At 73.4% G+C, this 21,694-nt stretch carries 22 protein-coding genes and 1 pseudogene; 11 read left to right on the top strand and 12 right to left on the bottom strand.

The window, feature by feature from the left end; genetic code table 11:
- Positions 1-37 precede the first annotated feature (37 nt).
- Positions 38-1,024: an NAD-dependent epimerase/dehydratase family protein gene (locus tag KUM32_RS17085; protein ID WP_217142767.1), complete on the bottom strand. Its 987-nt coding sequence runs from the start codon at positions 1,022-1,024 to the stop codon at positions 38-40.
- 532 nt (positions 1,025-1,556) lie between these two features.
- On the opposite strand from KUM32_RS17085, the gene KUM32_RS17080 reads away from it, so the two are divergent.
- Positions 1,557-2,801 (top strand): MFS transporter, encoded by a 1,245-nt coding sequence (locus tag KUM32_RS17080; RefSeq protein WP_254405700.1) that lies wholly within the window; start codon positions 1,557-1,559, stop codon positions 2,799-2,801.
- A gap of 314 nt (positions 2,802-3,115) precedes the next feature.
- Here the strand turns inward: KUM32_RS17080 and KUM32_RS17075 are convergent, their stop codons facing one another.
- From KUM32_RS17075 to KUM32_RS17065, 3 genes are all read right to left on the bottom strand, one after another.
- A complete protein-coding gene (locus tag KUM32_RS17075; RefSeq protein WP_217142765.1) occupies positions 3,116-3,640 on the bottom strand; it encodes a hypothetical protein in 525 nt (174 codons plus the stop codon).
- 274 nt (positions 3,641-3,914) lie between these two features.
- Positions 3,915-4,673, bottom strand: coding sequence for a maleylpyruvate isomerase family mycothiol-dependent enzyme (locus tag KUM32_RS17070; RefSeq protein ID WP_217142764.1), 759 nt, complete (start codon positions 4,671-4,673; stop codon positions 3,915-3,917).
- A gap of 70 nt (positions 4,674-4,743) precedes the next feature.
- A complete protein-coding gene (locus KUM32_RS17065) occupies positions 4,744-5,067 on the bottom strand; it encodes a hypothetical protein (RefSeq protein WP_217142763.1) in 324 nt (107 codons plus the stop codon).
- Between the two features lie 169 nt (positions 5,068-5,236).
- On the opposite strand from KUM32_RS17065, the gene KUM32_RS17060 reads away from it, so the two are divergent.
- Positions 5,237-6,106 (top strand): fructosamine kinase family protein, encoded by an 870-nt coding sequence (locus KUM32_RS17060; RefSeq protein WP_217142762.1) that lies wholly within the window; start codon positions 5,237-5,239, stop codon positions 6,104-6,106.
- 3 nt (positions 6,107-6,109) lie between these two features.
- Here the strand turns inward: KUM32_RS17060 and KUM32_RS17055 are convergent, their stop codons facing one another.
- Positions 6,110-7,768 carry a catalase gene (locus KUM32_RS17055; RefSeq protein WP_217142761.1) on the bottom strand — a complete coding sequence of 553 codons (1,659 nt, stop codon included), beginning with the start codon at positions 7,766-7,768 and terminating at the stop codon, positions 6,110-6,112.
- A gap of 205 nt (positions 7,769-7,973) precedes the next feature.
- A complete protein-coding gene (locus KUM32_RS17050) occupies positions 7,974-8,210 on the bottom strand; it encodes a hypothetical protein (protein WP_217142760.1) in 237 nt (78 codons plus the stop codon).
- Positions 8,211-8,313: 103 nt separating this feature from the next.
- On the opposite strand from KUM32_RS17050, the pseudogene KUM32_RS17045 reads away from it, so the two are divergent.
- Positions 8,314-8,598 (top strand): annotated as a pseudogene (locus KUM32_RS17045) (TetR family transcriptional regulator); the annotation flags it as partial.
- Positions 8,599-8,931: 333 nt separating this feature from the next.
- Here the strand turns inward: KUM32_RS17045 and KUM32_RS17040 are convergent.
- The gene (locus tag KUM32_RS17040) at positions 8,932-10,485 is read right to left on the bottom strand and encodes a helix-turn-helix domain-containing protein (protein WP_217142759.1); all 1,554 of its coding nucleotides are present in this window, start codon (positions 10,483-10,485) and stop codon (positions 8,932-8,934) included.
- Between the two features lie 180 nt (positions 10,486-10,665).
- On the opposite strand from KUM32_RS17040, the gene KUM32_RS17035 reads away from it, so the two are divergent.
- The 4 genes from KUM32_RS17035 (at position 10,666) to hemC (ending at position 14,722) form a co-directional block, all read left to right on the top strand.
- Entirely contained in the window at positions 10,666-11,286 is a 621-nt protein-coding gene (locus KUM32_RS17035; RefSeq protein ID WP_217142758.1) for an L-threonylcarbamoyladenylate synthase, read from the top strand.
- A 523-nt stretch (positions 11,287-11,809) separates the two neighbouring features.
- Positions 11,810-12,790, top strand: coding sequence for a non-homologous end-joining DNA ligase (gene ligD / locus KUM32_RS17030; RefSeq protein WP_217142757.1), 981 nt, complete (start codon positions 11,810-11,812; stop codon positions 12,788-12,790).
- Positions 12,791-12,933: 143 nt separating this feature from the next.
- Entirely contained in the window at positions 12,934-13,710 is a 777-nt protein-coding gene (locus KUM32_RS17025; protein WP_217142756.1) for an NPP1 family protein, read from the top strand.
- A 76-nt stretch (positions 13,711-13,786) separates the two neighbouring features.
- A complete protein-coding gene (gene hemC / locus KUM32_RS17020; protein ID WP_217142755.1) occupies positions 13,787-14,722 on the top strand; it encodes a hydroxymethylbilane synthase in 936 nt (311 codons plus the stop codon).
- Positions 14,723-14,752: 30 nt separating this feature from the next.
- Here the strand turns inward: hemC and KUM32_RS17015 are convergent, their stop codons facing one another.
- Together KUM32_RS17015 and KUM32_RS17010 are read right to left on the bottom strand one after the other, a co-directional pair.
- On the bottom strand, positions 14,753-15,277 hold the full coding sequence (locus KUM32_RS17015) for a hypothetical protein (protein ID WP_217142754.1): 525 nt from the start codon (positions 15,275-15,277) through the stop codon (positions 14,753-14,755).
- A 43-nt stretch (positions 15,278-15,320) separates the two neighbouring features.
- On the bottom strand, positions 15,321-15,581 hold the full coding sequence (locus tag KUM32_RS17010; protein ID WP_217142753.1) for a hypothetical protein: 261 nt from the start codon (positions 15,579-15,581) through the stop codon (positions 15,321-15,323).
- Here KUM32_RS17010 and KUM32_RS17005 point away from each other — a divergent pair.
- Positions 15,580-16,374: a SigB/SigF/SigG family RNA polymerase sigma factor gene (locus KUM32_RS17005; protein ID WP_217142752.1), complete on the top strand. Its 795-nt coding sequence runs from the start codon at positions 15,580-15,582 to the stop codon at positions 16,372-16,374. The genes KUM32_RS17010 and KUM32_RS17005 overlap by 2 nt on opposite strands.
- Positions 16,375-16,406: 32 nt before the next feature.
- Here KUM32_RS17005 and KUM32_RS17000 read toward each other — a convergent pair whose 3' ends face one another.
- Entirely contained in the window at positions 16,407-16,727 is a 321-nt protein-coding gene (locus KUM32_RS17000) for an ANTAR domain-containing protein (RefSeq protein ID WP_217142751.1), read from the bottom strand.
- Positions 16,728-16,954: 227 nt separating this feature from the next.
- On the opposite strand from KUM32_RS17000, the gene KUM32_RS16995 reads away from it, so the two are divergent.
- On the top strand, positions 16,955-17,767 hold the full coding sequence (locus KUM32_RS16995) for a VOC family protein (protein WP_217142750.1): 813 nt from the start codon (positions 16,955-16,957) through the stop codon (positions 17,765-17,767).
- Positions 17,768-17,775: 8 nt separating this feature from the next.
- Here the strand turns inward: KUM32_RS16995 and glgX are convergent, their stop codons facing one another.
- Together glgX and KUM32_RS16985 are read right to left on the bottom strand one after the other, a co-directional pair.
- Positions 17,776-19,923 (bottom strand): glycogen debranching protein GlgX, encoded by a 2,148-nt coding sequence (glgX, locus tag KUM32_RS16990; protein ID WP_217142749.1) that lies wholly within the window; start codon positions 19,921-19,923, stop codon positions 17,776-17,778.
- Complete coding sequence (locus KUM32_RS16985; RefSeq protein WP_217142748.1) at positions 19,920-20,435, bottom strand: pep a2; 516 nt, start codon at positions 20,433-20,435, stop codon at positions 19,920-19,922. Before KUM32_RS16985 ends, glgX begins: the two co-directional genes overlap by 4 nt.
- Positions 20,436-20,674: 239 nt before the next feature.
- Here KUM32_RS16985 and KUM32_RS16980 point away from each other — a divergent pair, with 239 nt between their 5' ends.
- Positions 20,675-20,944, top strand: coding sequence for a DUF5133 domain-containing protein (locus KUM32_RS16980; protein WP_217142747.1), 270 nt, complete (start codon positions 20,675-20,677; stop codon positions 20,942-20,944).
- 51 nt (positions 20,945-20,995) lie between these two features.
- Positions 20,996-21,694, top strand: a 699-nt coding sequence (locus tag KUM32_RS16975; RefSeq protein WP_217142746.1) for a maltotransferase domain-containing protein, incomplete at its 3' end; no start/stop codon positions are given.

The following is a 21,694-nucleotide window of genomic DNA, read 5'->3' as shown; positions in this document are numbered from 1 at the left end:
GACGGCCGACGTGGGCGCCGACCGGGGCGGGCGGCCCTCAGGCCCACCACTCCCCCGTCCGTCCGGTCGTCGCCGTCGGCACCGGAGCGGGTCGTTCCCGGAGGGAGGCGATGGTGCGTTCCAGGCCGTCCCGCCAGGTCACGCTCGGCAGCCAGCCGAAGATCTCGCGGGCGAATCCGGTCACCGGGCGGGGCTCGGCGGGCCGGTCCCCCGTCCCGCCGGTGAACACCAGCGGTGAGTGGGAGCCGGTCAGGCCGATCACCCGGCGGGCGATCTCCACGGCCGTCGGCTCCTCGTCGCCGCCGAGGTCCACGGGCCGTACCGAGCGGCCGGCCGCGACCAGCAGCACGCCGTCGACCATGTCGTCGACGTAGCACAGCGGGTACGTCCGGCTGCCGTCCCCGGCGACGGTGACCGGGCGGCCGGCCAGGGCCTGCTCGATGAAGGCGGCCGGTGTCCCTCCGTCGTCCGTCCGCATGCCGGGTCCGTAGCCGGTGAACAGCCGGACGATCCCGGCGTTGGTGTCGTGGGCGCCCGCGTGCGCGGTGACCAGGTCCTCGCAGGAGCGGACCGCCTCGGCGCGGGCGGCGTACGAACCGGTGCACAGCGGCGGCGGCGAGGAGGCGAGCAGGAACCGGGCGCCGTCCCGGGCGGCGACGGCCAGCGCGGTACGGGTGCCGGATCGACCGGCGTCGAGGTCCGCCACGGGACGGTCCGGCAGGGCGGCCGGGGCCGTGGGGCCCGCCAGGTGCAGGACCAGGTCGTAGGGGCCGGTGAGCGCGTCCGCGCAGCCGGGTTCGCCGACGTCCCTGTCCAGGAAGCGGAAGCCGGGGCGGCCCGCGAGGTGGGCCACCTTCTCGGCCCGCCCGGTGGAGAGGTCGTCCAGGCAGTCGACTTCGACACCTGAACCGAGCAGGCGGGTGCACAGGTGGGAGCCCAGGAACCCCGCCCCGCCGGTCACCAGGACCCGGGCCCAGGGCGGGCGGTCCTGCGCCCGTGGGCCGAACGCCGCCATCGGCATCATGAGGACGACCTTCCTTCCTCCGCGAGCGCTGACGGAGCGCTGACGAGCGTGCCCCGGGTGCCCCACCGAGTTGCGTTCATGCTCCGACGGCGGGCGTGTCCGCCTCCCAGCGGCCAGGGGCCCGCGCGCGTACGCGGGTCCGTTGTGGCCGCCGTCACGGCCGCAGGCGCCCTCACACGGGGGTGCCGGGGGCTGTGATCAAGCACACTCGGCACATCAAGTCCTGGGGTGTCAAAGGGCGTTGATCCCTGTGGGCCGAGTGGGGTGGCGGGCGGCGGCGAGGACTCGCCGGTCCCTTCTGCCACGATGGTCGGCGCCGTCATCCGGCTCGGTGGAGCGGCCGCGCAGCGCAGCCGGCCCTCTCCCACCGGACCCCTTACCCTTCCGGGTCTCACGACTCGCCTTCGAGTGGCGCACTGTGTCTTCTTCCCCTGTCCCCGCCCCGCCGCGTCCCGCCTCCGCACCGTCCGGGGCGGCGTCCCCGTCCGGGGCGGCGTCCCGTTCGCCGTGGCGGTCCCTGAGGTACCGCAGCATGCGCTGGTGGTCGGTCGCGAACTTCGTGTCGAACGCCGGTACGTGGATGCAGCTCACGGTGCAGAACCTGCTGGTCCTGCAGATCACCGGGTCCGCCGCCGCGACGGGACTGTCCATGTCCGTCCAGGCCGCGCCCGCGCTGCTGATCAGCGTGTTCGGTGGCGCGGCCGTCGACCGCTGGCCGCGGAAGCTGACCGCCGCGGTCAGTCAGGCGCTGCTGGGCGCGGTCGCTTTCGTGACGGCCCTCATGGTGGCGCTGGACCGCCTCGATGTGACCTCCCTGATGGTGCTGGCCGCGGTCACCGGCGTCATCGCCACCGTGGACGGCCCGGCGTGCTCACTGCTGGGCAACGACCTGGTCCCGGCCGAGGACGTGCCATCCGCGATCGGGGTGGGTGCGCTGGTCCACCAGGCGGGCCGGCTCACGGGCGCCGCGCTGGCCGGAGTGACGGTCGGCTTCCTCGGCACGGCCGCCGCCTACGCCGCCAACGGGCTGTCGTTCCTGTTCGTGGCCTCGGTCATCCCGTTCCTGCGTCCGGCGCGTGGGGCGGTCCGGCACGCCGGGACCGCGAAGCGCCGGGGTGAGGCGGACACTATGAGCGTCCGGGAGGGACTGGCCTTCTTCGCGCGCCGTCCCCGGCTGCTGGCGCTGGCCGGTGTCACCGGGGTCAGTGCGGTCTTCGGGCGCAACTACCAGCTCACCCTGGCCGTTCTCGTCACGGGGCCGCTCGCGGGCGGTGCCGGGTCGTTCGGCACCGTCTCCACAGCGCTGGCGGCCGGCGGCATCGTCGGCGCGGTCCTGGGCGCCCGGCTGCGCCGGCCCTCCGTGCGGATCGTGGGCGTGCTGGCCGCGGCGGGCGGGCTGTTGCAGGTGGTGGCGGGCATGTCGCCGTCGCTGACCGTCCTGCTGGTGATGGTGTTGCCGATGGCCGTGGTGGAGTCCGTGTCCGACACCGCGGGTACGGCGGTGCTCCAGACCGACCCGCCCGCGCACCTGCGGGGCCGGGTGCTCGGGGTGTGGGGCAGCATCGGCACGGTGTGGAGCCTCGGTGGACCGCCGGCACTCGGGCTGCTGATGGAACTCGCCGGTCCGCGTGGCGCCCTCGTCGCGGGCGGACTGATCATCGCCGGCACCATCGGCGCGGGCCGTCTCCTGCACGGCCGCCGGACCACGGCGCCGGTGGCGGTACGGGCCGGGGACGCGGACGTACCCGGGCAGGCGGCCCTGGGAACGGCCGCCTGAGCGGAGCCACCGGCAGTGGCCGACCGGCCAGGCTGCCCGCGCCCGGTGCCCGTCGAAGACGCCGACCGGGCACGCCGATCCGGTGCCCGGCGGGCCACCGGGCACCGGCGGGCCCGTTCTGCGCCCGGCAGACCACCGGACCGGGCGGGGCGATTCGGCGCCCGGCAGACCGCCGGTCCAGACGGAACGAATCAGCGCCCGACAGACCACCGGGCCAGACAGAACGAATCAGCGCCCGACAGACCACCGGGCCAGACAGAACCATTCAGTGCCCGGCAGGCGCCGCCGGACCCGGCGTTCCTGGGCGGGCCGGGTCAGGCGACGAGGGCTCGGCCGGGGTTCAGGCGGTCGACGAGCTCGGTGTGGTGGAGTTCGGCGACGGGCGCGACGAGGTCGGGGTGGCGCAGCAGCGCCGCTGCCTGTCGGTCGCGGGCGTCGGGCGCGAGAAGGCGGCGGAACTCGACCGGCGCGTCCGCCGTGGATCCGCCGTCGGCCAGCGCGGCCACGGCCAGGGCCGCGAGCTCCGGGTCGGTCAGCAGACAGGCCGCCCAGCTCGCGACGACCTCGTCCACCCAGGTCCGCCAGGCATCCTGGTCCGGGTCGGCCGGGTTCCCGTCCGCGCCGGTGGTCCAGTCGAGCCGCGCGGAGCCGCCGGGGCCCGCCATGCCCATCAGCGCGGCGTCCATCGGGGTCGGATAGCGCAACCGGGCGGCGACCGTCACGGCCTGCCGCGCCTGGACCTCGCAGAGGGCGGAGGCCAGCGCACCGCCGGACGCCGGATAGGCGCACGTGAGCCACTGGGCGGTCGCCGCGATGACGGGGGAGAGATCTGCTTGCACTGCCGGGCCGTCCGAACTGCTCGTCGTGGGGACAGGAAGTCTGGTCGTCGTGGACGTGACGTGACGTGACGTCCGCGGAAACGGTAGCCCGCCGCGCGCGCCGCGGAACATGGCCCGGCTCTCGTCGACGGCGTGGCCTCGGACACACCGCCCGGCCGGTTCCCCCTTGCTCGGGCTGCTCACCGTACCGGCCGCGCTCCTGGCCGTGACCGCGGCCCCTGGTGGCACCCCGACGGCACCCCGAAGACCGCGGCCGCCGGTCACGGGTGTCCGCTCACTGGGTCGCCACGACGATGCAGCGCCGCAGCTCCTCGACCGCGTCCGGGTCGCCCTCGACCGTCACGCCCCCGTCGGCGCCGTCCCGGTTCCACAGCCGGCGCAGGACGGCCTCCGGGGAACCGCTGAGCGTCACGTCGGGCGGGCCGCCCTCCGCGCCGTCCGTCACCGTGAACTCCCCGGGGCCGGTCCGCACCCGCCATGCGGCGTCCCCGGCCCGTACCAGAAACGTGCGGCCGGGCGAGGCGGCGAGGATGTCGGTGAAGTAGTCCCCCCACTCGGCGACGGCGTAGGCCGCGAAGATCTTGAGCAGCTCGTCGACCCCGTCCACGGCGAGATCGTCCGGGACCGGCGTGACGGGCCGTCCGGTGGCGAGTTCCGCGTCGACGCGGTGGACGACGGTCTCCTGTGCCATCCGCCGGATCCAGAAGCCGACGCTCTGGTCGGGGCCGTACCAGGTGGCGGCCGGGGTGCCGGGAGCCCGGGTGGCGAACTCGGCGCGCAGTGCGGTGTACCCGCGGTCGAGCAGCGCCGTCGGCTCCTCCTCGGCGAACTCCTTCGGCGGCCAGGCCTCGGGCTCGACGCCCTCGCGCATGGCCACGGTCTTGTGCAGGTAGACCTCGCCGACGTGGCGGGACAGGTCCGCGACGGTCCAGCCGGGGCAGGTCGGCACCGGTGCGTCGGCGTCGGTGCCGACGACGGTCCGCAGCCGGTCGTAGTCGGCCGCGAGACAGTCGAGAAAGCGCGTGAACTCCATGCCGCCGAGCCAAGCACATCCTCAGGAACCGGTCACGGCGTTTGTTTCGCCCCCGCGGCGGCGCCTGCGCTCACCAGGTCCCGCTGGGCAGCGCGGGGCGGCGGACGGCTTCGGCGGCGTCCCGCAGATGCAGGGCGACGGTGATCAGGGCGCGCAGGGCGGACGGCCGCAGGCTCTGGGCGCTCTCGGCGGCCAGCACCAGCAGGCAGCCCGCGGCCTGCTCGACGACCGGCACCGAGAACGCGAAGTCGTCGCCGTCGGCCCGGCGGAACGCCCGCCAGGGTGCCGCGGCGCCGTCGATGGACCTCTGGACCGCCTGCTCGAGATGGTGCGCGGCCTGCTCGCACACCACGGCGGGCAAGGTGATCGTGCGTTGAAATGCTGAACTGGTCATAGTCCCACTGCTCCCCCGTGCCCGGGGCGTTCGATCGGCGTACCGGGCGTTTTTCACCGAGTCGGCCGCACCCTGACCCAGGGGCGTGTCGTGCCGACCGAGCGGGAAGCGGAGTCACTCTCGGCCGACCTGGTCCGGACGACAGGCCTGGCTGGCTAGTCTGGTCGGCGTGTCTCCCACCACCTCGCCCTCGGCCGCCGCGGCCCGGTTCACCGGCCGGCCGGCGACCGGTGAGCGCCCGTTGTCCGGTGCGCTCACCGAAGTCACCCTCGACGACGGGCGCACGGTCGTCGTCAAACGCGGCGACGGCACCGGAGCGGCACGGGCCGAGGCCGCCGGGCTGCGTTGGCTGGCCGGCGCCCACACGGTACGGGTACCGGTGGTGCACGGCGCCGACGAGAGCTGGCTGGTCACCGACCGTGTGGGGCGGGGGCCGGCGAGTACGCGGGCGGCGTTCCGGTTCGGCCGGGAGCTGGCGGCACTGCACGCCACCGGCGCACCCGCGTTCGGTGCCGCACCACCCGGCGGGCCCGAGGACGCCTTCATCGGGCTCGCCCCGATGCGCAACGTCACCGGGGACGACTGGCCGCGCTGGTACGCCGAGCACCGCGTGCTGCCGTACCTGCGCGGCGCGGTGGACGCGGGGGTCGTCCGGTCGGGCGAGGCGGCCGATGTCGAGCGGGTCTGCGAGCGGCTGCCCGAGCTGGCGGGACCCGCCGAGCCGCCCGCCCGGCTGCACGGCGACCTGTGGAACGGCAACGTGCTGTGGGGCGATGACGGGCATGTCCACCTGATCGACCCGGCCGCGCACGGCGGGCACCGGGAGACCGACCTGGCGATGCTGAGCCTCTTCGGGTGCCCGCACCTGGACCGGATCCTGGAGGGCTACCAGGAGACCGCGCCGCTCGCCGAGGGCTGGGCCGGCCGCGTCGGCGTCCACCAGCTCTTCCCGCTGCTGGTGCACGCCGTGCTGTTCGGACGCGGCTACGCCGAGCAGGCTCTCACGGTGGCCCGGGCGGCACTGCGCCGCCCGGGGTAGGGGTCACCGCGTCACGACGTGCCGCTCGTTCGGGACGCAGTGGGTCATCGTCAGGCCCTCGACGTCGCGCGGCGGGTTCTTGCCGAGGTTGGCCAGCCGCTCGCGGTCCTCGTCGGTGAGGTCCTGACCGGCCAGCGGCTCCAGGTGCGACACGTCGTGCGGGCTGATGCCGATCCCCTCGCCGACCCGCAGGCCGAGGTCGTTCTCGACCAACAGGAAGTGCCACACCATGCGCTCCTGCACCGGCCGGTCGCACTGGGAGAGCAGGTTGACGAAGTTCGCCACCAGGTCGTCGCGCTCCCACTGCTCCATCAGCAGATAGCGCTGCCCCGCCTGCAGGTAGTCGTTGGCGCGGGGGATGCGCTTGCGGGTGAGCCGGCCCCGGATCTCCGGTCCCTGCTCGTCGTGCGTCGGGTACTCCGCCTCGCGCAGGCCGCCGGTGATCGACGGCTCGTAGTTGACGATCGGATTCTCGCCGGCGCCGTCCTGGTGGTACGTCATCAGGCCGTCGCGCTGGTTGGTGCGGACGTGTGCGTTCCTGGCCTGGTTGACGGGCAGCTGGAGGTAGTTCGGGCCGACCCGGTAGCGCTGGGTGTCGCTGTAGGAGAAGGTGCGGCCGACGAGCATCTTGTCGTCGGAGAAGTCCAGCCCGTCGACGAGGACGCCGGTGCCGAAGGAGATCTGCTCGTTCTCGGCGAAGTAGTTGTCCGGCATCCGGTCCAGCACCATCCGGCCGACCGGCTTCGGCGGGAAGTCCTGCTCGGGCCAGGTCTTGGTGTCGTCGAGCGGGTCGAAGTCGAGCTCCGGGTGGTCGTGGTCGTCCATCATCTGGACGAGCAGTTCCCACTCGGGGTGGTCACCGCGCGTCACGGCGTCGTAGAGGTCCTTGGTGGCGTGGCCGAGCGACTGCGCCTGGACGTTGGCCGCGTCCTCCTCGGTCATGCTGCGCACGCCCTGCTTGGGCATCCAGTGGTACTTGACCAGCACCGTCCTGCCCTCGGCGTTGACCCACTTGTAGGTGTTCACGCCGAAGCCCTGCATGTGGCGGTAGTCCGCCGGGATGCCCCGCGGGCTGAACAGGTTGACCAGCATGTGCATCGACTCGGGCGTCTGCGACATGAAGTCGAAGATGCGCCGGGGCTGCTGCTCGAAGCTCACCGGGTCCGGCTTGAGCGCGTGGATGACGTCCGGGAACTTGATCGCGTCGCGGATGAAGAAGACGCCCAGGTTGTTGCCGACGAGGTCCCAGTTGCCGTCCTCGGTGTAGAACTTCACGGCGAAGCCGCGGGGGTCGCGGGCCGTCTCCGCGGAGTCGCGTCCGCCGATGACCGTGGAGAACCGGACGGCGAGGTCGGTGCGCTTGCCCGGCTCCTGGAACAGCTTGGCCCGGGTGTAGCGGTCGATGGGCTCGTCGCCCCAGGTGCCGTACGCCTCGAAGTAGCCGTACGCGGTCACCCCGCGGGCGTGCACGACGCGCTCGGGGATCCGCTCGCGGTCGAAGTGGCTGATCTTCTCCAGGAACTGGTAGTTCTCCAGCGTGGCGGGGCCCCGGGCACCGACCGTGCGCTGGTTCTGGTTGTCGTGGACGGGATGCCCCTGCCGGTTGGTGAGCATCTTGCGGTCGTCGCCGGGGGCCGGCCCCCGGCTCGATACGTCCGTCATGTTCGTGGGCTCCTTCGACTCGTGGCCGCCCTCGGACGCGGCCCTGAGCTGTGTGGCGACGGCGACGGTCGCACGTGGACCCTCCGGGTACCCACGGCCGGGCGTCCGGCACCTACGCGTTCGCCTCTGGTTCCCTCACCTCGCACCGGGTCCCGGACGCCCTGCCGGCCAGGGCGTCCGGGTCTCGCGGGCGGGCCGGGTGGCGTCAGCCGCCGTTCAGCCGCGCGCGCAGCAGCTCCTTGCCCAGTTCGGCGCCCTTGCGGCTGTCCGCCTGCGCCTTGCGGAACAGCTCCGCGACCTCGGTGTCCTTGTCGCGTTCGGCGTCCTGGACGTACGTCTCCAGACGCAGCGCGTTGTTGAGGCACGACTCGACGTACCAGATCAGGTTGTAGTCCTTGTCCTGCGTGCCGGTCACGCCGCCGGTCTCCGTTCCGCTGGTCATGCGGCCTCCTCCTCGAGGTGTTCCTTCCGACGTGCGGGCCGGGTACCCGGCGCGGCGCGGGACACACGGCACCGGCGGGGGCGGGAGTGAGGCCGAAGCAATGTCCTTCAGCCGGCACTTCGCCGGCAAGGAGGACCCCGCCCTCGACTTCGTCCGCCGGGACGGCGACCGGATCAACGCACTGCTGCGGTCCCGTCCCGCCGGCGAGCCGCCCCTGCTCGCCTGTCGCAGGGCCGTGCGCGAGTGGCCGGCCGACCCGGACGACCCGGCCCGGCACGTGCGGCCCCGCATGCGCCGGCTGCTGGTCCTGGCCGGCAGCGAGCCCGATCTGTTCGCCGCCTACCAGCGCATCCGGGTCGACGCCCAGGAGCTCATCGCCTTCCGGCTGTCGGACCGGGCGTTCTTCGTCGTCGGCAGCTACCACCTGGTCAGACGGCGCCTGCACCGCCGTCTGACCTCCGGTTCCGCATCCGGGGGGAAGAGAGAACGACGGCGCCGGAGCGGGGGTTCGAGAGGTTCCGCGGCAAGGTCCCACGGCCACGACCGGCGGGAGTTCCCGGCGCCGCCGCGCCGCTGATCCGTGTCGCGCGCGGGCCGTGAGAGGGCCGCGGGGGCGCGACCGGTCCCCCGTTCCGGTCGGGCCTCCCGCGGCTCGTCGAACCTACGTGGACGGCTCGGCCGTTGTGAATCGCGTCGATGCCCGCTGCCGGGCCGTCCGGACTCACCTGTGCACAGGTGAGTCCGGATGGTCCGGTTTCGTACCGTGCAGGAGCGGCTGGTCGAGGTCGCCCGCCGCCAGGTGGGCGAGCACGACCTCGTAGAGGTCGCTGCCGGCGGCGAGCAGCTGGCGTTCGAGGACGGGCTCCGCACTGCGGACGTGCTCGCGCACGGTCTGGGCGTGGACGCCGAGTGACTGCGCGGCCCGCTCGGCGTTGCCGCCGACGGCGATCCAGGTGCGCAGCGTGCGCCGCAGGTTCCGGGCGTCCGGCTCGAGGCGGCCGAGGAGGTCGTCGGCCCAGGCGCGCAGCGCGGGTCCCGCCAGCAGGTCGGTGAGGCGGGCGCCGCCGGGCCGTCCGGCGCCTCCCCCGGCGACGTCCTGGTCGAGCCCCTGCTGGTCGGGACCGAGACCGGCCTGGGCGTTCAGGGCGAGGTGGACGGTGGCACGCACGGTCAGGTCGGCGAAGTCCGTGCGCAGCAGTCCCTCGACCCGGTCCATCCGGGCACGGACCGTGTTGCGGCTGACGCCGAGGACCTTGGCGGTGTTGACGGCGGTGAACTCCAGACCGAGCCGGGTGGTGGCCAGCAGTTCGGCGCGGGTGTGGTGCGGCAGGGCGTCGAGCGGGCGCAGCACCCGGGCCGTCCAGCCACGCAGCGCCGCCGGGTCCATCAGGCGCTCGGGGTGGGTCCGCTCGGCGTACACGGCCGCCTGCTGCGGGCGGAACCGGGCGACGGCCAGGGCGCTCACGGCCTGCCCGTACGCCGTGGCGGTGCGGGCGAGGCTCTGCCGGGCGCTGCCGCCGAGGAAGACGCCGGGGAAACGGCCGACGAGCGCGCGCAGCTCCTGGCCGGCCGCCTCGCGGGGCGTCAGGACGATCACGTGCCCGTCCATGGCCGGGCACCGCACGACCAGCGCCCGCTCCCCCGTCACCGACAGGCACTCCTCGGCGAGCCGGTCGCGTTCCTCTGGGCTGCTCTCCACGACGTAGACGCACGCCGTGTCGGTGTCGAGGAGGCCCGGCCAGAGTCCGGCGGCCACGCGGCGGGCGGAGACGGTGTCCTCCACCATCAGCAGTTGCAGGATGGCCAGGCGCAGGTCGGAGGTGGCCCGCCGCAGCCGGAGTCCGGCCGCGGTCGACTCCTGGTCGGCCAGCAGGAGCTCCACCACCTGCGCGGTGCGCGTCACGATGTCGAAGGCCCGCCGGTCGAAGGGCTCCGCCCGCGCCACCGCGAGGACGGCGGCCGGCGCGGGGTGGGGCCGCTCCACCCGGACGAGGCGCAGATGGCGGCCCCGGTCCTCCAGGGCGGCGGAGGCGATCCGGCCGGCGGTGATGTCGGCGACCAGGTCCTCGTCCAGCGGGGTACGGGTGCCGGCGAGCAGCCGGCCCGCGCCGTCCGGCAGCGAGACGGCCGCCTGCACGGCTCCGGCGAGCCAGGCCACGACCCCGCGTACGTCACGTGCGGTCGGCCGCAGGTGGTCGAGCAGTTCCTCCGCCCATCCCGTCTGCTCACCGGCGCCGGCTTCGCGCCGCGGTGTCCCGTCGTCTCGGCCCGCCACGTCGGCCTTCTCCTCGTCCTCGCTCCGGCCTCGGCCCAGGGCGGGGACGTTACCCCATGCCCTCAGGACACGGCAGGCCCGGTGGGGAGGCGGATGACGGCGGGGCGCGGGCACCCGGGGCCGTGGTGGCGCCGACCGGGCCTGCGCGGTCCGCACGCGCGGGCGGCTTAAGCTCGGTGAATGGCGAAGTACTTCGACGTGCACCCCGACAACCCCCAGCCGCGCAGCATCGCCCAGGTCGCCGACAGCGTCCGCTCGGGCGCGCTGATCGCGTACCCGACGGACTCCTGCTACGCGCTGGGCTGCCGGCTGGGCAGCCGCGACGGGATCGACCGCATCCGCTCGATCCGGGCCCTGGACAACCGGCACCACTTCACCCTGGTGTGCCAGGACTTCGCGCAGCTCGGCCAGTTCGTGCAGATCGACAATGACGTGTTCCGGGCGATCAAGGCATCGACCCCCGGCAGCTACACCTTCATCCTGCCCGCGACGAGGGAGGTGCCGCGCATGCTCCAGCACCCGAAGAAGAAGACCGTGGGCGTGCGCATCCCCGACCACGTCGTGGCCCAGGCCCTGCTCGCCGAGCTCGGTGAGCCGCTGCTGTCCAGCAGCCTGCTGCTGCCGGGCGAGGACGAGCCGATGACCCAGGGCTGGGAGATCAAGGACCGGCTCGACCACGTGCTGGACGCGGTGATCGACTCCGGGGACTGCGGCACCGAGCCGACCACGGTCGTCGACTTCTCCGGCGGTGAGGCGGAGATCGTGCGGCGGGGCGCGGGCGACACGGCACGGTTCGAGTAGCGAGACGGCCCGCGCCGGACGCCTCGACCGCCGCCCCGGGCACCACCGCGCCGGTCACCCGGCGCACCCGGCCGGGCGCCGGGCCGCCGGGGACCGGACAGGGGCCCGTTCGCAGGAGGCGGTTCCGGCGGTCCGGGCGCGGGGCCCGTACGCCGTTGTCCTGGCCGCCGCCGGAATCCGCGCCGCGCAGGAGCTCGCCCCGCCGGTCGGGGACGAGGTGACGGCCCCGCTCCCATGTCCGGGCGCCCGGGTCGCCGCCACCGCCCGCCCCGGCCGGCGCCATCGGCGCGGGCGCGGCCCTGCCCGCCTCATGATCGCCTCCTTCCTCCCCGGGCGCCGTCCGGTCACCGCGGTCGCGCCGCCCGCGGAGCGGCGGGCCGAGTGGAGGCGGACGCCTCCTCCGCGCGCCGACCCGTGCCCCGTACGGCGGCGACGGCGCCGCTCCCGTGGCGGACCGGCGCCGTTCGGGCGAACCTGGCGGACAACGCGGGTGGCGCCGTACGGGTGCGTCGAGAACTGACCCGTGGAGCTGCCGCTGATCCCTCCCATGCTCGCCACGCCCGGCACCCTGCCGCCCGCCGCACAGGACGCGCGCTGGGCCTACGAGACCAAGCAGGACGGCCAGCGCGTGGTGGTCTACCTGCCCGGCGACGGCAGTGTGCTGCTCCGCGCCCGCTCCGGCCAGGACATCACGGCCGCCTACCCCGAGCTGGCACCGCTCGCCACCGCGCTCGGCGCCACCCCGGCCGTCCTGGACGGGGAGGTGCTGGCCCTGGACGAACGGGGCCGGGCCGACTTCCAGTTGCTCCAGTCCCGGATGGGCCTCGCGCACGCCCCGGGCCGGGCGGCGCACCGGGCGGGCAGGGTCCCCGTCCACCTGGTGCTGTTCGACGCCCTGTATCTGGGCCCCCGCTCCCTGCTGGGCCTGCCGTACACCCGCCGCCGCGAGCAACTGGCGGACCTCGCTCTCGACGGCCCCTCCTGGTCGACCCCGGCCGCGCTGGTCGGCCACGGCGAACAGGCCCTGCGGGCCACCCGCGAACACGGCCTGGAGGGCCTGGTGTGCAAGCGGCTGGACTCGGTGTACGAACCGGGGGTCCGCTCCCGGGCCTGGGTCAAGATCCGCAACATGCGCAGCGAGGACGTCGTGGTGGGCGGCTGGCTGCCCGGCAAGGGACGGCTCACGGGCCTCCCGGGCGCCGTCCTGGTCGGCCAGCGCGCCGCGGGCCGGCTGCGCTACGTCGGCGGGGTCGGCACCGGCTGGAGCGCGGCCGAGCGCGCCGAGCTGGCGGCACTGCTGCGGGCCGCGGCGACGGACGCGTGCCCCTTCGACCCCGTGCCGCCGGTGCCGGGAGCGCGCTGGGTCGTCCCCCGGCTGGTCGGCGAGGTCCGCTACAGCACCCGCACCCGGGAGGGCATGCTGCGCCAGCCGTCCTGGCTCCGGCTCCGTCCGGACCTCGCGCCCGAGGAATCCGCGGCCGACATTCCGGACGACCTGATGTGACCGTGCGCCGGCGGGTCAAGTGTTGGGCCGGTCTTCACCGCTGGGACGCCCGCCACTCTTGGCGTGAGCATGAAGAGACGACACTCTGAACTCCCCTTCCCTCCACAGCCGTTGGGCTGCGCACGGAATCAGAGGAGGACGCGGTGTCGTCGCGTACCACCACAACCCGCCGCAAGAGATGGCTCATCGCACCGCTCGGTGCCCTCGCCCTCGTCATCGCCTTCCCCGCCACGGCCCTCGCCGCCCCGCCCCAGGCGCTGCCCGGCAACGCCGACAGCCTGGAGCGCGCGTACCAGCCCGCCTTCGACTACGACACCGACGGCTGCTATCCGACGGCGGCCATCGGTTCCGACGGCACGGTCAACGGCGGGCTCAACCCGACCGGCGCCCTCAACGGCAACTGCCGGGACGCCGCCGACCTGGACAACACCAACGGCTACGTGCGCGCCACGTGCAACAACGGCTGGTGCGCCTATCTGTACGGCCTCTACTTCGAGAAGGACCAGGCGCTGCCCGGCAGCGGCCTCGGCGGCCACCGGCACGACTGGGAGCACGTCGTGGTGTGGGTGCGCGACGGCTCCGTCCAGTACGTCTCGACGTCCCACCACGGCTCGTTCAGCGTGCACGCCAGGTCGGCGGTCCGCTTCGACGGCACCCACCCGAAGATCGTCTACCACAAGGACGGCATCAGTACCCACTGCTTCCGCCTGGCGACCTCGGGCGACGAGCCGCCGGAGAACCACCGGGGCAGCTGGCAGTACCCGACGCTGGTCGGCTGGAACGGCTTTCCGGCGGGCCTGCGCGACCGGCTGAGCGCGTACGACTTCGGCAGCGCCACCTTCGGCCTCAAGGACGGCAGCTTCGCCTCCCACCTGGCGGCCGCCAAGCCCTCCGGCATCCCCTTCGACCCGAACGCGTGAGGCGACCGCGGCCGGCAGGGGGCCGGTCGAGCGAAGCGCGAGACCGAAGCGCCCCTGGGACCACTATCGTGTCCGCATGTCCGTCCCCGAACTGATCCGTATCGTCTCCCGCGACTCCCCCATGGCCCTGGCGCAGGTCGAGCGCGTCCGGGCCGGGTTGGCGGCCCTCCACCCCGGCGTGCGCACCGAGGTCGTGCCGGTGAGGACCACCGGCGACAAGTGGCTGGGCGATCTGTCACAGGTGGAGGGCAAGGGCGCCTTCACCAAGGAGGTCGACGCCGCGCTGCTGGCGGGCGAGGCCGACCTCGCGGTGCACTGCGTCAAGGACGTGCCCGCCGACCGGCCGCTGCCGACGGGCACGGTGTTCGCCGCGTTCCTGAAGCGGGACGACATCCGGGACGCCCTCGTCCACCCGGACGGGCTCACCCTGGACGAACTCCCCGCCGGGACCCGCGTCGGCACCTCCTCGGTGCGCCGCGTCGCCCAACTGGCCGCCACCCACCCGCACCTGAGGTGCGTGCCGTTCCGGGGCAACGCCAACCGGCGGCTCGCGAAGCTGGCCGCCGGCGAGGCGGACGCCCTGCTGCTCGCGGTCTCCGGACTGGAACGCATCGGCCGCCCCGACGTGATCAGCGAGGTCCTGTCCACCGAGACGATGATGCCGCCGATCGGCGCGGGCATCCTCGCCCTGCAGTGCCGTCAGGGCGACGACGACCTCATCGACGCGGTCAGCGGCCTCGGCCACCCGGACACCCACCGGGAGGCCACGGCGGAGCGCATGTTCCTGCACGTCCTCCAGGGGCACTGCAACAGCCCGATCGCCGGCTACGCCCGCGTGGACCGGAGCGGTGAGCTGTCCCTTCGGGCCTGTGTCTTCACGCCGGACGGCAAGACGCGGCTGAACGCCCACGAGTGGGCCGGCCGGCTGGACCCGGCCACGCTCGGCACGTCGGTCGCCGTGGCGCTGCTGCGTCAAGGCGCCCGCGAGATCATCGACGGCATCGCGCACTGAGGCGCCACCGGCCGGGGAACGGGCGGGGGATCAGGCGGTGCCCTCCTCCGCCTGGTCCCGCAGGAAGGCGCTCACCTGGTGCGCCAGCCCGTCGTCCCGCACCCCGCCCGTGAGGGCCCCGGTGACCTCCTCGTGCAGCCCGAGGCCGCCGGTCCACAGCCGGCGGTCGGCCCACTCCTCGTCGACCCGCACCTGCACCTGCACGTCCACCTGGGCGAGGCTCGCCTCCGGGCCGGCCGCGTAGAGCACGGCGGTGGCCCGGCGCAGCGGGTAGACGTCGAAGCCCTCGATGAACTGCGAGTTGCGCCAGTCGAGGAAGGCGCTCTCCCCGTCGGGCCCGATCCGCACGTCGACCTGGCCGTCCTCGAGGTGGATGCCGAGGTGCCGGGGACCCCGGTTCTCCACGGTCACCCGGACGCGGAAGTACGTCAGCCCCTCGGCGGCGTCGTCGCGTCCACGCGGCGGCTCGGCCCGCTCAAGGCGGTGGACACGGACCCGCAGACCGGCGTGCTCGTCGTACTCCTGCCAGTCCCCGACCACGTTCGGCTCGTACACGGTGCCCCTCTCGACCTCTCGACGCTGCTTCCTATCTGTGTGCTCAGTGCACTGTCAAATGAGCGGAATGCGCTGTGGCCAGGCCCTTCGCCCCGATTTGTTCGGTGATCAAGCGCTGCGCAGCGACGATCCGCCGGCACCCGCCCCGGGCGATCACCCGGAGCGTGCCGCACATCACGTTCCGCAGCGCCGTCGCCGCGATCAGCGACCTGCGGCCGTTCAGGTGGCCGTCCGGGGCATTCGCGCTCAGTATCCATATATACGAGGATTTGCCAGCACCCCTGCTGAGGGAGGTGCGCACCATGCGTATCGCCGGCGGAACCACCAAGTCCCACCCCCATGACGACGCCCCCGACACCGCCGCGGCGTTCGAACGGCTCGCCACGCTGCCCGAGGGAGCCGAGCGCACGGCGCTGCGGGACGATCTGATCCGGGTCTGGCTGCCCATGGCCGAGCGGATCGCCGTCCGCTTCCGGGGCCGCGGGGAGAACCTGGAGGACCTCTACCAGGTGGCGGCCCTCGGCCTGGTCAAGGCCGTCGACCACTACGACCCGGCACGCGGCCACGCCTTCGAGGCGTACGCCGTCCCGACCGTGACCGGCGAGATCAAACGGCACTTCCGCGACCACATGTGGATCCTGCACGTGCCGCGCAGGATCCAGGACCTGCGCAACCGGGTGCGCAAGTCCGCGAAGGAACTGGCACAGACCACCCCGGGGCGCGCCCCCACGGTCGAGGAGATCGCCGCGCACGCCCAGCTGACGGCGGCCGAGGTCCGCACCGGCATGGAGGCGCTGGAGTGCTTCTCCGCCCTCTCACTGGAGGCCGAGATGCCCGGCACCGACGGGTACGCCCTGGGGGACGCGCTCGGCGGGCCGGACCCGGCCTTCGACACGGTCGTGGACCGGGTGGCCGTCCGGCCCTGTCTGGAGGCGCTGCCCGAGCGTGAGCGCACCATCCTCTACCTGCGCTTCTTCGGTGGGATGACGCAGAGCCGGATCGCGCAGCAGCTCGGCATCTCCCAGATGCACGTCTCCCGGCTGCTCAGCGGCTGCTTCGACCGGATCCGCGAGGAGATACTCGCGGAGGCCCGCTGAAGCCTGCCGTCACCCCACCGCGGCGGGGTTCCTCACCGCTCCGGCGGGGAGCCGGGGACCTGCGTGGGACCGTGACGGTCCAGGCAGTCCTCGAGAGCGGCGCGGATCTCCGGCTGCATCACTCCGGTGCGCCCCCAGATGAGTACCGTTTCCGCCACGTTGCGCAGTTTGATGTTCGTATGCTGGGAAACTTCCTTCAGTACGAGCCACCCCTGGTCGGGTGCGACGCGGCCGAGGGCGACGATCATCCCGATCGCCTGGTCGACGACGGCGTGCGAGACGACCGCCTCCTTCAGCTGCCGGACCTGTTCCTGCAGCTCGAAGACCTGGTCCGAGCCCCAGTCCGTGGGCATGGTCACCTCCGGATCCGGCGAGTGAGCGCCGCCTGTGCCGCGGGGTACGGTTCCGCGGCCTCCATCGTGGTCACAAGTGCCTCCCGGCGCCACTGGGCCGTCCGGGGCGCGTCCGCCACCGTTTCGGCGCTCCCGCCGGGGTACTCGGCAGGCGCCCGCCGCACTCCCGGCCGGACACTGGTGTGGAGCCGGTGGCTGCCGGTGGACGAGATCAGGACACGACTGCCATGAACCACGACATGACCTCCGCCTCCCCCACCGGCGGGGACAGCCTCCTGTCCACGCACTCCGTGTACGGGGCGCCCTGCTGGGTGAGCCTGACCAGCCGTGACCTGAAGGCCACCGAGGACTTCTACTCCGCCGTGCTGGGCTGGCGGTGGCGGCCCGCCAAGCTGGGCGACCCCTTCCGGATCGCCCTGGCCGACGGGGTGCCGGTCGCCGGGATCGCCGCCGTCGCCGCGATGTGGCAGATGGCGGTGGCCTGGACGCCGTACTTCGCCGTGCGCAGCGCCGACGACGCCGTGTCGCGGGCGCAGGAGCGCGGTGGCACGACCGCGGTCGGGCCGATCGCCCTCCCGCCCGGACGGGCGGCGCTGCTGGCCGACCGGGACGGTGCCACCTTCGGCATCTGGGAGGGTGAGCTGTTCTCCGACTGGGAGACCTGGCGCACCTCCCGCCCCGCCTTCATCCGGCTGCACACGCGCGACGCCTTCGACGCCGCGATCTTCTACGGCGAGATCTTCGACTGGGCGTCGGGCTCCAGCGGCTGCTGCGAGGTCCGGTACGAGGGTGACGAGGTGGTGCTGCGCAGCGACGGCGACGTCGTGGCACGCATCGAGTCGGGCGCCCTGGGAGCGGCGCCGGACCCGGCCATCCGGCCGCACTGGCAGGTGCACTTCGCGGTCGAGGACGTCGCGGACTGTGCCCGTACCGCGGAGCGGCACGGCGGCAGCGTGCTGTCGCTGGGCGGCGACGAGGCCGTGCTGCGCGACGCCGACGGCGCGCAGTTCACGGTGACCGCGCGCCGCCTCGGAAGCTGACCCCCCGCTCACCGGCGGGCGCGGGACGGGCGGGAGAGCAGCACCAGACTGCGCTGCTCGACGGTCAGGACGGTGCCCGCCTTGTGCTCCGCCTCGTCCGGCGTGCCCTCCGGGTCGGCGGTGTCGATCAGGGTCGCCCAGCGCTCGCCGTAGCCGGTGTCGGGCAGGCGGAAGCGGGTCGGTTCCCAGTGGCTGTTGAACAGCAGCAGGAAGGAGTCGTCCACCACGGGCCGGCCGCACGGGTCGGGTTCCGCGATGGCGTCGCCGTTGAGGAAGACGCCGACGGCGTGCGCGTCGGAGCGCTGCCAGTCGTCGTCGGACATCTCCCGGGCGTCCGGCAGCAGCCACACCAGGTCGGGCAGGGGCTGGTCCGCGTTGGTGGCCGTGTCGCCGCGGAAGTAGCGGCGCCGGCGCAGGACGGGGTGGGCGGCGCGCAGCGCGATGACGCGCCGGGTGAAGTCCAGCAGGGCACGCTGCTGGGCATCGAGGCGCCAGTCGACCCAGGAGATCTCGTTGTCCTGGCAGTAGGCGTTGTTGTTGCCCCGCTGGGTGCGGCCCAGTTCGTCGCCGTGGCAGAGCATCGGGATGCCCTGGGACAGGAAGAGCGTGGCGAGGAAGTTGCGCTGCTGACGGCCGCGGAGCTCCCGGACGGCCGGGTCCTTCGTCTCGCCCTCCGCGCCGCAGTTCCAGGACCGGTTGTGGCTCTCGCCGTCCCTGTTGCCCTCGCCGTTGGCCTCGTTGTGCTTGTCGTTGTAGGAGACGAGGTCGCGCAGGGTGAACCCGTCGTGCGCGGTGACGAAGTTGACGCTGGCGCGCGGGCGGCGCCGGCTGTGCTGGTACAGGTCGGAGGAGCCGGTCAGCCGGGAGGCGAACTCGCCGAGCGTGTGCTCCTCGCCGCGCCAGAAGTCCCGTACCGCGTCGCGGTACATGCCGTTCCACTCCGACCACAGCGGGGGGAAGTTGCCCACCTGGTAGCCGCCCTCGCCCACGTCCCAGGGTTCGGCGATCAGCTTGACGCGGCTGATCACCGGGTCCTGCTGGATGAGGTCGAAGAACGCCGACAGGCGGTCCACCTCGTGGAACTGCCGGGCCAGGGTGGCCGCGAGGTCGAAGCGGAAGCCGTCGACGTGCATCTCGGTGACCCAGTACCGCAGTGAGTCCATGATCAGCTGGAGTACGTAGGGGTGCCGCATCAGCAGGCTGTTGCCGGTGCCGGTGGTGTCGTAGTAGTGCTGCCAGTCGCCGTCCACCAGGCGGTAGTACGAGGCGTTGTCGATACCGCGGAAGGAGAGGGTGGGGCCCTTCTCGTTGCCCTCGGCGGTGTGGTTGTAGACCACGTCGAGGATCACTTCGAGGCCGGCCTCGTGCAGGGTCTTGACCATCGACTTGAACTCGGTGACCTGCTGCCCGCGCGTGCCGAGGGCGGCGTAGCCGTTGTGGGGCGCGAAGAAGCCGATGGTGTTGTAGCCCCAGTAGTTGGTCAGGCCCCGGTCCTGGAGCACCCCGTCGTGCACGAACTGGTGCACGGGCATGAGCTCCACGGCGCTCACGCCGAGGGACGTCAGGTGCTCCACGATCGCCGGGTGCGCCAGCCCGGCGTAGGTGCCGCGCAGTTCGTCGGGGACGTCGGGGTGGGTGCGGGTGAGTCCGCGGACGTGAGCCTCGTAGATCACGGTCTCCGCGTACGGGTGCCCGGGCGGGCGGTCGTCGCCCCAGTCGAAGAACGGGTCGGTGACCACGCCGAGCATCGTGTGCCCGGCGCTGTCGCCGGGGTCGGCCCTGCCGTGGGCGCGCTCGAAGAGGGAGGCGTGGTTGTCCACCAGCCCGTCCACGGCGCGGGTGTAGGGGTCGAGGAGCAGCTTCGCCGGGTTGCACCGGTGGCCCACGGCCGGGGCCCACGGCCCGTGGACGCGGTAGCCGTAGCGCTGCCCCGGGCCGACGCCGGGCAGGTAGCAGTGCCAGACGAAGCCGTCGACCTCGGGCAGCGGGACGGTGCTGTGGGTGCCGTCGTCGTCGACGAGGACGAGGTCGACGTGTTCGGCGACCTCGCTGAAGAGAGCGAAGTTGGTGCCCTGGCCGTCGTACGCGGCTCCCAGCGGATAGGGGTGCCCGCTCCACACGGGCGCCCCCTTCCAGTTCGGCCTGGCGCGGGTCACCGGGCCCCCTCCAGTACGCCGTTCGTGGTACCGGCGGCGTCGGCGAGCCGGGCCACCGGCATGATCTCGCGCGGCAGTTCCAGCCCCTCCCGCGTGATCGGTTCCGGTGCCGTCGCCACCAGCGGGACGCGTTCGCCGGCCCGGGCGCGCTGCGAGAACCAGATGACCTTGGCGCCGGTGTCCGTGGCGCAGCAGCCCCAGCCGTCGCTGGTGGCGGCGAGGTGCTGCAGGCAGGTGCGCAGGTCCTGGTCGGGACGGAGCGCGCGGTCGTTGCCCCCTACCGCCGTGATGAGGTGCTGGCGGTTCCACCACATCTCGATCGACGTGTTCTTGTCGCTCGCGTGCTCGTCGATGGCGCGCAGCAGCATCTCGGCGCCGGAGCAGACGGGTTCGACGAGGTTCTCCAGGTCCCAGAACCGTAGGTGGGCGGCCAGGATGCGCCTGACCTGTCCGACCCGTTCCGGGCTCACTTCCACGTCGAGGTGGTAGTAGCAGGGCACTGCGGTCTTCATCGTCGTGGCTCCTCACCGCGAGAGCTCTCGCTCCACCTCGCCCCTTGGGGGACGAGCTCTCCGAACACGAAGCGTGAGCGCTGATCGCTTCTGAGTCACTCCAGAGTGGGAGCGGTAGTCCATTCGTGCAACACGAGGAAGCGGTTGAAGATCCAACAGGACGGCGGGTCACCGTCCGTGCACCATGTGTGAAGAACTCGATCGTCCGTACCCCCGGACCGTCCGGAAGGTGACCGGCCATGCTGCTCCCTGCGAAGACAGAGGTCGCCCGGCAGCTGCGGCATTACCGCGCCTGGGAACGCTCGATGCTCGCGTCGCCGGCGGACGTGGCGATACGGGCCACGTTCGAGGACTCCGGCTACACCCTCTGCGTGCTGATGGGGAAGCGGTGCGCACGCGAGGCCGCGGATGCCGCCGAACGGTATCTGCGGACGAACCTGGTCACCCCTGCGCCGGAACAGGCGGACCGGTTCTCGTCGGGGCGGAAGACCCCCTCCGGCGCGGCTTGACCGAACGGCCGGGCACGGGCCCGGCCTCGAGCACGGCGGAGGTGAGAACGGATGAGTACGACCGTGGAGATCGGGCGTATCCCGGTCCGGGACGTCCACCCGGTGGTGGAGTACGGCAGGCGCCCGGCGAAAGCGGTGGCGGGAGAGACGTTCGAGGTCACCGCCTCCGTGTTCCGTGAGGGACACGACGCGGTGGCCGCCAACGTCGTGCTGAAGGACCCCGAGGGCCGGCCGGGCCCGTGGACGCCGATGCGGGAGCTGGCCCCGGGCAGCGACCGCTGGGGTGCCGAGGTCACCCCGGGCGCTCCGGGGCGCTGGACCTACCGGGTGGAGGCGTGGAGCGACCCCGTCACCACCTGGCAGCGCCACGCGAGGATCAAGGTCCCGGCCGGCATCGACGCCGGCCTGGTCCTGGAGGAGGGGGCCGAGCTGTACCGGCGGGCCGCCCAAGGGGTGCCGAGGGACGCCGGCCGGGCGGTGGTGCTGGCCGCCGTCGACGCCCTGCTGGACGACTCACTGCCCGTGGCCACCCGGCTGGCGGCGGCGTTGACGCCCGAGGTGGACGCGGTGCTGGCCCGGCACCCGCTGCGGGAGCTGGTCACCACCTCCGACCCGCTGCCCCTGCTCGTCGAACGCGAACGCGCCCTCTACGGCGCCTGGTACGAGTTCTTCCCCCGCTCCGAGGGCACCCCCGAACAGCCCCACGGCACCTTCCGCACCGCCGCCCGCCGGCTGCCCGCCATCGCCGCG

The organism is Streptomyces sp. AC627_RSS907 (genome assembly GCF_019049165.1).
Note: the sequence above shows the minus strand (reverse complement) of the source record. Positions and strands in the feature narration are given on the sequence as shown.

Bases quoted from the DNA above. Each gene is read 5' to 3' on its own strand.
- KUM32_RS17000 (WP_217142751.1), bottom strand. From the start codon at position 16,727: ATGCCCACGGACTGGGGCTCGGACCAGGTCTTCGAGCTGCAGGAACAG.
- KUM32_RS17055 (WP_217142761.1), bottom strand. From the start codon at position 7,768: ATGACGGACGTATCGAGCCGGGGGCCGGCCCCCGGCGACGACCGCAAG.
- KUM32_RS16980 (WP_217142747.1), top strand. From the start codon at position 20,675: ATGCTGCTCCCTGCGAAGACAGAGGTCGCCCGGCAGCTGCGGCATTAC.
- hemC (WP_217142755.1), top strand. From the start codon at position 13,787: ATGTCCGTCCCCGAACTGATCCGTATCGTCTCCCGCGACTCCCCCATG.
- KUM32_RS17050 (WP_217142760.1), bottom strand. From the start codon at position 8,210: ATGACCAGCGGAACGGAGACCGGCGGCGTGACCGGCACGCAGGACAAG.
- KUM32_RS17010 (WP_217142753.1), bottom strand. From the start codon at position 15,581: ATGGTGCGCACCTCCCTCAGCAGGGGTGCTGGCAAATCCTCGTATATA.
- KUM32_RS16985 (WP_217142748.1), bottom strand. From the start codon at position 20,435: ATGAAGACCGCAGTGCCCTGCTACTACCACCTCGACGTGGAAGTGAGC.
- KUM32_RS17070 (WP_217142764.1), bottom strand. From the start codon at position 4,673: ATGGAGTTCACGCGCTTTCTCGACTGTCTCGCGGCCGACTACGACCGG.
- KUM32_RS17080 (WP_254405700.1), top strand. From the start codon at position 1,557: ATGCGCTGGTGGTCGGTCGCGAACTTCGTGTCGAACGCCGGTACGTGG.
- KUM32_RS16995 (WP_217142750.1), top strand. From the start codon at position 16,955: ATGAACCACGACATGACCTCCGCCTCCCCCACCGGCGGGGACAGCCTC.
- KUM32_RS17085 (WP_217142767.1), bottom strand. From the start codon at position 1,024: ATGATGCCGATGGCGGCGTTCGGCCCACGGGCGCAGGACCGCCCGCCC.
- KUM32_RS17065 (WP_217142763.1), bottom strand. From the start codon at position 5,067: ATGACCAGTTCAGCATTTCAACGCACGATCACCTTGCCCGCCGTGGTG.
- KUM32_RS17035 (WP_217142758.1), top strand. From the start codon at position 10,666: ATGGCGAAGTACTTCGACGTGCACCCCGACAACCCCCAGCCGCGCAGC.
- KUM32_RS17005 (WP_217142752.1), top strand. From the start codon at position 15,580: ATGCGTATCGCCGGCGGAACCACCAAGTCCCACCCCCATGACGACGCC.